This window comes from Nereida sp. NH-UV-3, from assembly GCF_042939535.1.
Taxonomy (GTDB): Bacteria; Pseudomonadota; Alphaproteobacteria; order Rhodobacterales; family Rhodobacteraceae; genus Nereida; species Nereida ignava.
Genome location: NZ_CP132157.1, coordinates 1,798,124 through 1,810,597, shown reverse-complemented (window position 1 = coordinate 1,810,597; position 12,474 = coordinate 1,798,124). Strand labels below are relative to the sequence as shown.

The following is a 12,474-nucleotide window of genomic DNA, read 5'->3' as shown; positions in this document are numbered from 1 at the left end:
GATGACAAATATCAAACATCACCTCACGGATGACGTGCTGCTGGCATATTGTGCTGGCACGCTACCAGAAGCCTTTAGCCTGGTGGTTGCCACGCATATTTCGCTCTGTGAAACCTGTCGTTCTCACATGGACACACTGGATGCGATTGGCGGCGTTGTCATCGAAGAAACACCAAAAGCAGCGATGTCATCTGGCAGTTTGGAAGCCTGCCTAAAAATGGCAGAGAGCATGCCCAAAGACCCGATCAAAATGGAAGCCGCCGGCATACCAAAGCGTCAGAAATCAGCTGGCTTGTTTCCTGCACCGCTTCAAGATTATGTGGGGGGTGATTTGGATGCGGTACGCTGGCGGCCGATTGGACTTGGCGTAAAGCAAGCTATCCTGAAGACCTCGCGCGATGCATCTGTGCGTTTGCTCTACATCCCGACTGGCGCTGCAATGCCAGATCACACGCACAACGGCACAGAAATGACACTTGTTTTGCAAGGTGCTTTTCAAGACGAAAGCGACTATTTCGGCGCAGGCGATGTAGAAATTGCTGACGAAGAGATGAACCATACGCCAGTTGCAGTTGGGCCTGTGGACTGCATCTGCCTCGCGGCAAGCGATGCACCCCTTAAGTTCAACGGCATCCTGCCAAAAGTACTTCAGCCGTTCTTCCGCATTTAAGGGCCCAAGCTGACCTCAGCTAACGGGCTATTTGTCTACAAGCGGGACAGTATCAGGGCCGTCAGCTGCCTCGAGTTCTTCAAAATCAAACGCATCAAGACGCCGAGCACGGCGACCCGCTTTTTCAGCGCTAATCCGAATATCTGCCACGTCTTTCGCTGCCTGACCGAAGTGCCGATCAAGGTTTTCAACCCGGGCACCGAGCCGTTCAACATCCTGAAACAACATCGATAGCTCTTTTCGAATAGCGCCCGCTTGCGCACGCATTCGCGCATCCTTCAAAATAGCTCGCATCGTATTCAGGGTCGCCATGCAGGTCGTTGGTGACACAATCCAAACGCGCGCCGCAAACCCATCACGCACCACCTCGGGGAAGTTGGCATGCAGTTCTGCATAGACTGCCTCTGACGGTAAAAACATCAACGCACCATCGGCGGTTTCGCCCTCAATCAGATACTTTTCGGATATCGCTTTAATGTGGGCGCGCACGCTTTGACGCAACTGACGGGCGGCGTCCTTTACCTCCCAATCATTCGCAGCACTGCGTAACTTTTCATAAGCCTCCAGAGGAAACTTTGCGTCCACAACAATGGGCCCTGGTGGATTAGGCAGGTGAATAAGGCAATCCGCGCGCTTGCCGTTCGAAAGGGTCGCCTGCATCGTGTAACTGTCGCTTGGCAGCGCCTTGGACACAATATCAGCCAACTGGATTTCGCCGAACGCCCCGCGCGTTTGTTTGTTACTCAAGATATCTTGCAAAGACAGCACATCACCACTCAACTTCGTAATGTTGTCCTGAGCTTTGTCGATCGCCTGCAATCGCTGTTGCAACTCTCCCAAAGACTGCGCGGTGCGACGTGACGTACCCGACAAGTTTTCATTCATCTGCACGGTAACCGCCTGAAGGCGCTGCTCCATCAATTGAAGCATATTTGCTTGTGCAGCGGCCTGCGCCTCTGACACATGGGTCAGACCTCCTGCAAGTTGCTGTTGCCCATCAGATAGCATTTGAACCCGCTGGCCCAGCCCTTGCATTTGTGCCGCAAGAGGACCTGTTGCACGCGCTGACCGGCCCGCCGCACGGGTGGTCACAACCAACAACAAAATGATCAGCACCAACGCTGCAATGCCCACAAGGCCCAACAGATGAAGCGGATCTTCAAGCGAAAAGCTATACGCACCAATCTCAATCATGTGCGGCCAAACAACCGCTCAATATCAGTCATCTTCAGCTCCACGTATGTGGGGCGGCCGTGGTTACATTGGCCAGAGTGCGGGGTCGTCTCCATCTCGCGCAGCAGTGCATTCATCTCATCCCCATTCAACCGCCGGCCTGTACGAACAGAACCGTGACAAGCAACACGGCTTAAAATCGCCTCAATCTTGGCTTGCACCAGATCGCTTGAACCAAGGTCATGCAACTCATCGAGCACATCACGAATAAGGCCTGACACATCACACTGGCCCAATAGCGCAGGCGTTTCGCGCACAGCGATTGCGCCTGCACCAAAAGGTTCCACCACCACACCGAACCGCGCCAGCGTATCCGTTTGCCCGATGATCAGTGCAGCGTCCCCATCAGATAGCTCCACGATGTCAGGGATCAGCAACGCTTGCCGCGCAATACCGTTTTCCGCCATCTGCTTTTTGAGGCGCTCATAAACAAGCCTTTCGTGGGCGGCATGCGCATCGACCAAAACAATCCCATCACGGGTTTGAGCAACGATATAATTCTCATGCAAATGCGCACGCGCAGCCCCCAACGGGTGATCAGGCAATGGCGTGTCTGTCGGCGCATTTGCCTCAATACGTGCAGAGGGCGCATCAAAAGGGGTTTGCCCGTCCTCAAACATAGGTGCTTGCGCAGCATAAGACGCAGATAGCCCACCTTGGCTGGGCCGGTCCATTTGATAGATGCGCGGCTCAACTGCTTCCGCACGCATCGCACCCAAAGTCTCGCCCGCAATGGTAGTCGATGCACGGTGCCCCGCATTGGCCAGCGCATGGCGCACAGCACTCACAATCAACCCGCGTGCCACACCAGCTTCGCGAAACCGGACCTCAGATTTGGCAGGATGCACGTTTACATCCACCATGGTTGGATCACAGTCCAAAAAGAGACACGCGGCAGGATGGCGATCGCGCGAAAGGAAGTCCATGTAAGCGCCGCGCAAAGCACCGACGAGGACTTTGTCGCGCACAGGGCGGCCGTTCACAAACAAGAATTGCGCAACCGCAGCACCACGGGAATAAGTAGGAAGTGCCGCGTAACCAGTTAGGTGAAAACCATCGCGTTCTGCATCAATCGGTACTGCGTTATCTGCAAATTCGCGCCCAAGAACGTTTGCAAGGCGGCCATGCAATGCATCAAACATATCACCAGTCTGCGCATCTGCGCGAAACGTCACCCGACCTTCACCGCCACCAGACACATCGCGCAGGGTAAAACTGACGAAGGGTTCGGCCATAGCAAGACGCTTTACGACGTCACTAATTGCCTGCACCTCGGCGCGGTCAGACCGCATGAATTTCAATCGTGCTGGCGTGGCATAAAATAAATCCTGCAACGTAACGATGGTACCACGTGTTAGTGCAGCAGGCTTTACACTGCCCATCTCGCCGCCACTGACTTTGATTTCAGCGGCATCAAAACCTTCCGCGCGCGAAGTGATCGTCAAACGTCCTACCGCCCCAAGCGACGGAAGCGCTTCACCGCGAAACCCGAACGTGTGAATGTTCAAAAGGTCGGTGCCATCGATCTTTGAGGTGGCGTGTCGTGAGAGGGCAAGCCCAAGATCATCCGGCGCGATACCACATCCATCGTCAGTAACACGGATTAAAGATTTGCCGCCCTGTGCAATTGCAATATCAATACGCTGCGCGCCTGCATCGATGGCGTTTTCTACAAGCTCTTTCACTGCAGAAGCTGGCCGCTCAACAACCTCACCGGCCGCAATGCGGTTGATGGCATTTGCGTCCAATTGGCGGATGACAGGGCGTATGTTGTTGACGGTGTCTGGCATGCCACAATAGCTAGCACGCCACCACAGATTCGACTAGTTGGTGCTTTGCAATCCCATTGGCTGACCGACTACCACAAAATGCAGATCATCTGCGCGTAACAACTCAGCTGCTACACGGTTTACGTCCTCTAGTGTCACGGCCTCGACCTTGTCGTTGCGGGTTGGGATATAGTCAATCGGAAGGCCCTGCATTTGCATTCCAACCATAATATTCGCGATTGGCCCATTGCCATCAAACCGCAACGGATACGCACCGGTCAAATACGTTTGGGCGCGGGACAACTCATCCTCGGACACGCCATTTCGCGCCGTATCTGCCCAGACTTGCTTTGTGACTTCGACCGCCTCTGCAATCCGGTCATTTGCGCTTGAAACCTGACCCAAATACATCGCGGCGTAGTCTTTGGGCACCAAATAGGAACCGATGCCGTAGGTAAGGCCCCGCTCCTCGCGCACTTCTTTCATCAGGCGGGCTTCAAAACCACTACCGCCCAAAATGGTGTTCAAAATAAACGCCGCGAAAAAATCAGGATCATCTTGGCGAAGTCCGCTGTGTCCAAAAAGCGCTACAGACTGTGGTGTTTCGAATGGTACAACAGTCACACCGCCTTTAAGTGTTTGCGTGACTTGTGCGGGCATCGGCGCGCCACTTTTGGGCAGTCCAAGCAACAAATCATCCAATAGAAACGCCAGCGCGTCGGGCGTGATGTCACCCGATGCGCCCACATAAAGACGATCCAACGCCATCGTTCGATCTTTTGCTTCAAACAGATCTGCCTGCGTCAATGCCGAAACAGATTGCTGCGTACCGTTGATATTGGATGCATAAGGATGCTGCCCGTAGGCAAGACGGGCAAACGTCTCGCTTGCGATTGAATTCGGGTCTTTTAGGTCCGACGCAATGATCGATTGCACCTGTGATTTCACGCGATCAATCGCTGACTGTTCAAACAACGGCTTGAGGATCGCTTGGCGCAAAAGGGCGATGGCCTCGTCTTGTGTATCCGTCAAAAACCGCGCGGAAATCTGTAGCGAGTCGTCACTTACATCAAACGAAAAGTCCGCCGCCAGCGCATCACGTGCCTGTGCAAATGCCTGCGCGTCCATGTCGCCGCTGCCTTCTTCAAGCAGAGCTGTCATCAGATTGATTGCACCGCGCTTGCCCTCCGCATCAAGCGAAGCACCGCCTTTGAAGCGAATTTCCAGCGCCACAAACGGGATCGAATGCTCTTCCACCAACCACGCCTTGATCCCAGACTTGGACGTTACTTCTTGTATCTCCACGGCGGCAAAGGCTGTGTGGGCCGTCATCAAAAACGCGACGAAGGTGGTAATAAAAGAACGGATCATTGTGACACCTGTGATGCTGCTTCGGGTGAAGTCGGTGAACGAAGATAGCCGGTGACTGCCACTTTACGGTCTAAAAATAGCGCCCGCGCGGCCTGCAGGATATCATCAGACGTGACAGCGGCCAAAACATCTGGCCACGCTTGGATATCCGCTACAGTCAAACCGGACGTCAGCCCCGCGCCATATGTTCGCGCCAAGGATTGAACGGAGTCGCGGCCATAAATCTCAGAAGCGCGCAACTGCACCTTGATACGGGCTAATTGTTCTTCATCAATTCCCGCCTCAAGAAACTGCGCAATGGCGGCATCAAGTTTGGCTTCTGCCTCGCTCAACGAAACCCCAGGCGTGGGCACCATCACAACGCCAAAGGTTGTATCGTCCAGCGATAACCCTGAATAAAACGCGCCTGTATAAACCGCGTCTTGGCTATCAAATTGCAGCCGCTGCCCCAAGAATGAGGTCGCGGGATTGCCACCCAACAATTCGGACAACAGTGTCAACGCCGCTGCTTTTTCTTGCGCACCACTGTCACGCTCAGGCGCCAAATATGTGCGGATCACGTAGGGCTGTGCCACGCGGGGGTCTTCAAATACCAACCTGCGTTCGGCGCGGTGCGGCGGCTCAGTAGGCCGCGCACGCGCCGTAAGGTCTTTGGTTGGCTCAAGTACGCCGTAATACGTTTCCGCAAGGCGCTTCACCTCATCTGGGTACACATCACCCGCCACAACCAACACGGCATTATTAGGAGCGTAAAAGCGCTGATAATATGCCAGCGCATCGTCTAATCCCAACTGCGCAATCTCATGCTTCCAACCGATGACGGGAATGCCGTAAGGGTGATTTTGGTATTGTGCTGCCATGCGCTGTTCCCCAAACAAGGACCCCGGATCGTTTTCTGTGCGCTGGTTGCGTTCCTCCAGAACAACGTTCCGCTCGGTCTCGATATCATCTTCAGTCAGGCGTAGATCGCGCATTCGGTCGCTTTCCATCCGCATCATCAAGTCAAGGCGGTCCGCAGCCACGCGTTGAAAATACGCAGTGTAGTCGTAACTGGTAAACGCATTGTCGCGCCCACCGTTGGCCGCAACGACTTTGGAAAATTCGCCCGCTTCCATGTCATCCGTTGCTTTGAATAACAGGTGCTCAAGAAAATGTGCGATACCAGATTTTCCGGGGTCTTCATCAGCGGCACCTGCGCGGTACCAGACCATGTGCACCACAACAGGTGCGCGGTGGTCTTCGATCACAACCACCTCCATGCCGTTATCAAGCGCGAATGTTGTGACATTATCCGCCGCAGCCGCAGTCAGTGGCATCCACAGTAATGAGGCAAGCATAAGAAAGGCTAAGCGCATCGAAAACACTCCGTTGTTACAGACTGTAAGCTACGGTGGCGCGCAAATCATTCAAGGCCGATGGCGTACTCGTGATGAGTTATTCGGCAAGCGGCAGCGGCGGTGCAGCGGGGGTGCGCACGCCAGCGCTGCGCAGACGTGCAAGCTCGGCATGCTGATCCAATGCTTGCTGAGCATAGGCTTTGAAATAAACATTCACATTTGCCGCGCGTTCCAACAAACGCCCACGGTTTGCTTTGCGGAACTCCAGATCACTGGCCGCCAGAGTGGAGCGGATATTGGCGTCAGTCCCGTAACGGCCAGCATGCGCCAGAACAGCACTGTCGCCCGCACGACCATCAGCGTTCATGCGTTGCGGGCTACCGCCAAGTGTTGCCACAGCATCGCGAAAAGGTGTGGGGTCTGCCAGATTGGATTGACCCAATGTAGGTGTAGGAAGCTCAGCAAAACTAGCAGGTTCTTGCAGCGGCTTATTTGGCAAAATTGCAAATTCATCAGGGCCAGACTGCGACTTTTTCAAATTCAACAGCTGAGGTTCCCCGCGCTCGCAGCCAGCAAGTGCAAGAGTGGTAACAATCATCAAAATCGTGGCTTTAATCAGATAACCCATAATGCCCCTGCCCAGTCGTTATGTTTAGATAACCTAGATTTTTAGGCGCGTCAGGTGCTTTTCTTATTTTCACCAGACGGCGTCAAAAAAACCAAACCAATCGCGCCCACAAAAATGGCGATGTCGGCCACGTTAAACGCAAAAGGGTTCTCAATCCCGCAGCAGGACATATTCAAAAAGTCCGCAACGGCACCGTAAACAATCCGGTCAATGATGTTGCCAAGCGCCCCGCCAATAAGCAAACCGGCGCTGATCTGCGCCCATTTGCCCATTTGTTCACGCGCAACCCACCACACCACAGCAGCCGTGATCACAAGTGCGACACCAATGAGTATCCAGCGCATGTCGAGCCCAGCACCCAAACCGAAGTTAACACCCCGGTTCCATGCCATGCGCAGATTAAGGTAGGGATCAATCACGTTGATCGACCCAAGCGTTTTAAGGTCCATGACTTGAACGACCCAAACCTTAATCGCTTGATCCAATACAAAGATCAGCGCGGCAACTGTGAGCGCGCGCTTCATTAGTGGCGGAAATGGCGCATGCCGGTGAATACCATAGCAAGGCCAGCCTCATCAGCTGCAGCAATTACGTCATCGTCACGCATTGAGCCGCCGGGTTGAATAATTGCGGTGGCACCTGCTTCAGCCGCAGTGATCAAGCCGTCTGCAAATGGGAAGAACGCATCGGACGCAACCACAGACCCTTGGGTCAAGGGTGCGGCCAAACCAAGTTCTTGCGCCATATCTTCGGCTTTGCGCGCAGCAATGCGTGTGCTGTCAACGCGGCTCATCTGGCCTGCGCCCACACCAACGGTAGCGCCGTCTTTGACGTAGATAATTGCGTTTGATTTGACGTGCTTCGCCACGGTCCAAGCAAACATCAAGTCTTTCATTTCTTGCTCACTTGGCTGCTTTTTCGTCACCACCTTCAGGTCGTCCATGCTGACGCGGCCTGTGTCTTTGTCTTGCACAAGATAGCCACCTGCTACCTGACGGATCGTCTGACCTGCCGCAGAAGCATCCGCCAAACCACCAGTGGTCAAAAGGCGCAGATTTTTCTTATTGGCAAAGATTTCCATCGCCTCAGGCGTTGCATCAGGGGCGATGACCACTTCGGTAAAGATGCTGGTGATTTCCTCAGCCGTTGCAGCGTCCAACGTTTGGTTCAACGCGATGATCCCGCCAAAAGCGCTTGTCTGGTCGCATTGGAAGGCCCGCGTGTAGGCATCACGAAGTGTCTCACCTGTCGCCACACCACATGGGTTAGCGTGCTTGATGATGGCGCAGGCTGGCGCACCACCGCCAAATTCACTTACCAATTCAAACGCCGCATCCGTGTCGTTGATGTTGTTGTACGACAGCTCTTTGCCTTGGTGTTGTTTGGCCGTAGCGATGCCCGCGCGGGTGCTGCCATCCGTGTAGAACGCCGCTGACTGATGCGGGTTCTCGCCGTAGCGTAGTGTTTGCGCCAATGTGCCTGAAACTGAAACACGGCGCGGCGTGCCTTCGACCTGCGCAGCCATCCAAGTGCTAACCGCAGTGTCGTACGCTGCGGTGCGCGCATAGGCCGTTTGGGCCAGACCTTGACGGAATGCGTACTCAGTTTGCCCACCATTTGCATCAAGTTGCGCAATGACAGCCGCATAATCTTCAACATCAACAACAACGTTCACAAACCCGTGGTTTTTTGCGGCCGAGCGGATCATCGCAGGTCCACCAATATCGATGTTCTCAATCGTGGTGTCGTAGTCGGCGCCCTTAGCCACTGTTTCTTCAAACGGATAAAGGTTCACGACAACCAAATCGATCGGGCCAATACCATGCTCATCCATCGCGGCGCGGTGCTCTGTGTTGTCGCGCAGGGCAAGAAGGCCACCATGCACAACGGGATGAAGGGTTTTGACACGCCCATCCATCATTTCGGGGAAACCCGTCACCTCGGACACGTCTTTCACGTTAAGACCCGCATCGCGTAGCGTCTTTGCTGTGCCGCCCGTAGACAGCAATTCAACCCCGTGCCGTGCAAGCGCTTGGCCCAATTCAACAAGTCCGGTTTTGTCAGAAACTGACAGTAAAGCGCGGGTAACAGGGGCAAGATTGGGCATGTGTTTGGTCCTAAGTTTAGTCGTTCCAGTCGCGTGCATCGCCACTGTCGAACAAATCGCGGACCGCCAGCGGCGTGTCCTGCGCTTTGGAGAGTGACCATTTCACTTGGCTGGCGTATGCCACGGCTTTACCCGAAAGGACAATCTGCATTGTCGCACGCGGGGCAATTCGCCCCTTTTCCAGATAAACAGACGGCTCAAGTGACAGTTGCACACCTTCAATTGCGCGAAAAACCCAAATTTCACCCGAGCGTAAAACAAGCGATACCGCACGGCCAGCCATGTCCAGTGAAGCGTCCACTTCTGCATGCAGGTGAAACCGAACACTGTAGGCAATGCCCTGCAAAGATGTGGCATCCAAAGCCAAGTCAAAGCGATTCTTATCCGCATCATTCATCGTTGTAAGCATGTCAGAACCGTTTAAAACGCGCCCATCTGCGGACAGCTCCAACTCACGCACATGCGTCAGCCCGTGTGAGCCTGCCCAAGCATCATGCGCGGCCCCCAGCTTTTGGTTCTCTGCGGTGCGCTGAATATCCAACTGAACCGTTTGCGGACCACCCACCAGATGCCCTTCATCGTTCAACTGCGCAGAGGACTGCCCCTCAAGATGCAGAACAGAATGCGACGGCGTCGCCCGTCCCGCCCGCGCCCATCTATCGCCAAAAGATACACCTGCGCCACAGTTTACGATCAATGGCCGCCTGCCAGACGTGAGTTCCATCGCCAAGGTGCTGGCATGTGCCCGGCGCGCATTCGTGGTTACAGGAGGCGGGCTTGCATCAATAATCAGGCTCGTGCGTCCGCCATTCAACCGCGCAAATCCCATGGCAGTATCACCCGTACGCGCCATGCGGCTCGCAGCATCTGCAAGCGCTTGGTCCAGCTTGCCGTCCACGCCGCGCCCACCGCCATGAAAACGCGTAAGTCCACCATCCGCGTGTCGCAGCGCCCGCAGAGTTGGGCCTATCCGCTCAACCGCATTACTGATCGCAGTTGCTGGCTCACGCCCAACAGCAGCACACGCTTTTTGCACCCACGTCAAATGTGTCAATACGTCCAACAGCTCTTCGGGATTACGGCTTACAATCGCGCCTTGCGCATCAATGTGGGCGTCACAATCACTGGCCAATGCTTTCATGGCCGGATCAACGTGATGCTGCATCCCCTCAATGGTAAGACCAGCATAAATGATCCCAACAAGCGCTTCGAAACGGCTTAAACCACTTGGCAAAACACGCCAACGGCGGGCCAAGAATTCAGTCTGTTTGGAAAGAGATGTATAGTAATCGTCAGAGATGTCCGCGCCACTACCGCGCAAAATAAACAGCGCGTTGTTCACCCACCGGATCACGCGCCGCCCTGTTACCTCAGGGGACCATGCGGGCAGTGAAGGTGCGGGATACTTCGTGATCCACTCCGAAAGCCAATGCCCCGCCAGATCGCGTGCCTTGGCATCACCTGCCGCGGCCAGATCATCAAGCCACAAGAACCCGTGAGCCTCACTACTGAAATCCGCGGACGGCATTTCAATGTCCCAAAGTGATGTATCGGGCGCTTCGATCAATTCTCCCGCAAACATCAAGTTACCCGCCACGATCTGGCGGCCTTTGTTGTAACTGCCAATACTGCGAGGCTCAGGCTGGCCCACAAATCCCGTCGCCGCAGCGCATTTACCAGCACGCCACGCATGAAAGCGATCCGCCATCGTTGGAACTTGTTTTTTGCTCAACTAACTCACCCGACTACGCGACGTTTATGCCGCAACACCCCAACACCACATCCTACGATATGGCCGGTTTTGTCACAGGTTAGCCCGTTGCTCGCAAGGTGTCATCAATCGTCTTTGCGCAGGCACACGATATAAAATCCGTCCATGCCGCCGCGTTCAGCCCAATAATCAGGCCGCAAGCGCAAACCGCCCTCTTCACTGATCCAATTTGGTTCAACACCCTCAACAGACAGCGCCGCACGGTCAACGCTCCAGCCTGTCAGATCCGCCTCATCAATGTGGACCTCGCCCTCATCGGGCAGCAGGCTACAGGTGCAGAAAACCAGCCGGCCACCCGGTTTCACAAGGCGCATCGCGTGCGCAAGCATTCGGGCCTGTAAATCGATCAGCGCACCAAAATCACTGCCGTCTTTGGCGTGGGGCAAATCCGGATGTCGGCGCATCGTACCGGTTGCCGAGCAAGGCGCATCCAGCAATACAGCATCGAAAAGCCCGTGCTCATCTTCGCTCACTTCAAACACATCGCTGTTCACCAGCTGCGCCTTCAAATCCACACGCGCGAGGTTTTCCTCAACCCGCTTGAGACGGTTGGCATTATCATCAACAGCCACCACATCCGCACCAGCCGCAGATAATTGCATCGTCTTGCCACCTGGTGCTGCACACAGGTCCAAGACACGCTCACCTACTTTGGGGGCAAGCACTTTGACAGCAAGGGCAGCCGCGGCGTCTTGAACCCACCAAGCACCCTCATCGAAACCATCAAGCTTTGAGACTTGCCCGAACGCCGCAAGACGGTGTGATCCTGTGGGAAGCGTCACAGCTTCGGGCGTCACATCACCATCGCGACCACGCAAAGAAATATCGAGCGGAGGCGTTGCGGCTTGGACTTTTTCCATGACCTCGACACTGCTACGGCCCCACGCCGCCACAAGCGGGCCACGCAGCCAATTGGGCATGCGGGCGGGCGGCAGTTTTGCCCAAGCATCCGGACCCGTTTCGGCCACGCGGCGCAACACAGCATTAACCATACCTTTAAGGCCGCCAACCCGGGGTAATTTCGAAGTCAGCGTGACGCCTGCGTTCACCACACCGTGTGCCGCAGCGCCGTCTTCGCAGATCTCAACAACGCCTAATCGTAAAATATTCATCACGATCAGCGGAGGGTTTTTTTTCAAATACGGTTTAAGAACGTGGTCACATTTATCAAGGTGCCGCAGTGTTTGAACGGCCAGACGATACGCGCGTGCGCGGTCCTCTGCCTTGAGGTGATCGAGGGTATTGCTCACCTCGGCCAGCAAACGCCCTTGGGCCAAAACAGCCTCAAGAAGTTTGAGCGCTGCGCGCCGTGGAGCCAGTCCTTGATCCGCCATGTGGTGATATCCTTGATCAACAATTGCTTGCGGCCTATATCACGCTCATGACTGACGCAACAAATGACCCGTACCAAAATCTTCCTGACGCCGCTAAACGCGCGCTGGCCGAAGCCGAAGAGCGCCGCGCCAAAGCAAAAGCCGACGCACTGCCCAAGGAACTTGGTGGCCGCGATGGCCCCGAACCTGTTCGCTTTGGTGATTGGGAAAAGAAAGGCATCGCGATCGACTTTTGATCAAGATGTAAGGCAGCG

11 protein-coding genes are annotated in these 12,474 nt (G+C 55.0%); 2 read left to right on the top strand and 9 right to left on the bottom strand.

The features are described from left to right. The first annotated feature begins 1 nt into the window (after position 1). Positions 2-670 (top strand): ChrR family anti-sigma-E factor, encoded by a 669-nt coding sequence (locus NeNHUV3_RS08940; RefSeq protein WP_391480984.1) that lies wholly within the window; start codon positions 2-4, stop codon positions 668-670. Between the two features lie 27 nt (positions 671-697). On the opposite strand, the gene NeNHUV3_RS08935 is transcribed toward NeNHUV3_RS08940, so the two are convergent. The 9 genes from NeNHUV3_RS08935 to NeNHUV3_RS08895 all read right to left on the bottom strand — a co-directional run bounded on the left by NeNHUV3_RS08935 (position 698) and on the right by NeNHUV3_RS08895 (position 12,220). Further along, the gene (locus NeNHUV3_RS08935) at positions 698-1,864 is read right to left on the bottom strand and encodes a DNA recombination protein RmuC (RefSeq protein WP_391480983.1); all 1,167 of its coding nucleotides are present in this window, start codon (positions 1,862-1,864) and stop codon (positions 698-700) included. Then, the gene (gene mutL, locus NeNHUV3_RS08930) at positions 1,861-3,693 is read right to left on the bottom strand and encodes a DNA mismatch repair endonuclease MutL (protein WP_391480981.1); all 1,833 of its coding nucleotides are present in this window, start codon (positions 3,691-3,693) and stop codon (positions 1,861-1,863) included. Before mutL ends, NeNHUV3_RS08935 begins: the two co-directional genes overlap by 4 nt. Before the next feature lie 33 nt (positions 3,694-3,726). After that, the gene (locus NeNHUV3_RS08925; protein ID WP_391480979.1) at positions 3,727-5,043 is read right to left on the bottom strand and encodes a M16 family metallopeptidase; all 1,317 of its coding nucleotides are present in this window, start codon (positions 5,041-5,043) and stop codon (positions 3,727-3,729) included. After that, complete coding sequence (locus NeNHUV3_RS08920) at positions 5,040-6,398, bottom strand: M16 family metallopeptidase (RefSeq protein WP_391480978.1); 1,359 nt, start codon at positions 6,396-6,398, stop codon at positions 5,040-5,042. Before NeNHUV3_RS08920 ends, NeNHUV3_RS08925 begins: the two co-directional genes overlap by 4 nt. Before the next feature lie 79 nt (positions 6,399-6,477). After that, positions 6,478-7,008 carry a DUF3035 domain-containing protein gene (locus NeNHUV3_RS08915; protein WP_391480976.1) on the bottom strand — a complete coding sequence of 177 codons (531 nt, stop codon included), beginning with the start codon at positions 7,006-7,008 and terminating at the stop codon, positions 6,478-6,480. A 50-nt stretch (positions 7,009-7,058) separates the two neighbouring features. Next, a complete protein-coding gene (gene lspA / locus NeNHUV3_RS08910) occupies positions 7,059-7,532 on the bottom strand; it encodes a signal peptidase II (RefSeq protein WP_391480975.1) in 474 nt (157 codons plus the stop codon). Beyond that, a complete protein-coding gene (gene purH / locus NeNHUV3_RS08905) occupies positions 7,532-9,115 on the bottom strand; it encodes a bifunctional phosphoribosylaminoimidazolecarboxamide formyltransferase/IMP cyclohydrolase (protein WP_391480973.1) in 1,584 nt (527 codons plus the stop codon). The genes lspA and purH overlap by 1 nt, the downstream gene beginning before the upstream one ends. 16 nt (positions 9,116-9,131) lie before the next feature. Beyond that, positions 9,132-10,847, bottom strand: a complete 1,716-nt coding sequence (locus NeNHUV3_RS08900) for a heparinase II/III family protein (RefSeq protein WP_391480972.1) — start codon at positions 10,845-10,847, stop codon at positions 9,132-9,134. A 104-nt stretch (positions 10,848-10,951) separates the two neighbouring features. After that, entirely contained in the window at positions 10,952-12,220 is a 1,269-nt protein-coding gene (locus tag NeNHUV3_RS08895; protein ID WP_391480971.1) for an RsmB/NOP family class I SAM-dependent RNA methyltransferase, read from the bottom strand. Between the two features lie 47 nt (positions 12,221-12,267). Here NeNHUV3_RS08895 and NeNHUV3_RS08890 point away from each other — a divergent pair, with 47 nt between their 5' ends. Further along, a complete protein-coding gene (locus NeNHUV3_RS08890; protein WP_391480969.1) occupies positions 12,268-12,456 on the top strand; it encodes a DUF1674 domain-containing protein in 189 nt (62 codons plus the stop codon). The last annotated feature ends 18 nt before the right edge of the window (positions 12,457-12,474 follow it).

Coding starts and splice junctions, on each gene's coding strand:
- NeNHUV3_RS08940 (WP_391480984.1), top strand. CDS start 2: ATGACAAATATCAAACATCACCTCACGGATGACGTGCTGCTGGCATAT.
- NeNHUV3_RS08935 (WP_391480983.1), bottom strand. CDS start 1,864: ATGATTGAGATTGGTGCGTATAGCTTTTCGCTTGAAGATCCGCTTCAT.
- mutL (WP_391480981.1), bottom strand. CDS start 3,693: ATGCCAGACACCGTCAACAACATACGCCCTGTCATCCGCCAATTGGAC.
- NeNHUV3_RS08925 (WP_391480979.1), bottom strand. CDS start 5,043: ATGATCCGTTCTTTTATTACCACCTTCGTCGCGTTTTTGATGACGGCC.
- NeNHUV3_RS08920 (WP_391480978.1), bottom strand. CDS start 6,398: ATGCGCTTAGCCTTTCTTATGCTTGCCTCATTACTGTGGATGCCACTG.
- NeNHUV3_RS08915 (WP_391480976.1), bottom strand. CDS start 7,008: ATGGGTTATCTGATTAAAGCCACGATTTTGATGATTGTTACCACTCTT.
- lspA (WP_391480975.1), bottom strand. CDS start 7,532: ATGAAGCGCGCGCTCACAGTTGCCGCGCTGATCTTTGTATTGGATCAA.
- purH (WP_391480973.1), bottom strand. CDS start 9,115: ATGCCCAATCTTGCCCCTGTTACCCGCGCTTTACTGTCAGTTTCTGAC.
- NeNHUV3_RS08895 (WP_391480971.1), bottom strand. CDS start 12,220: ATGGCGGATCAAGGACTGGCTCCACGGCGCGCAGCGCTCAAACTTCTT.
- NeNHUV3_RS08890 (WP_391480969.1), top strand. CDS start 12,268: ATGACTGACGCAACAAATGACCCGTACCAAAATCTTCCTGACGCCGCT.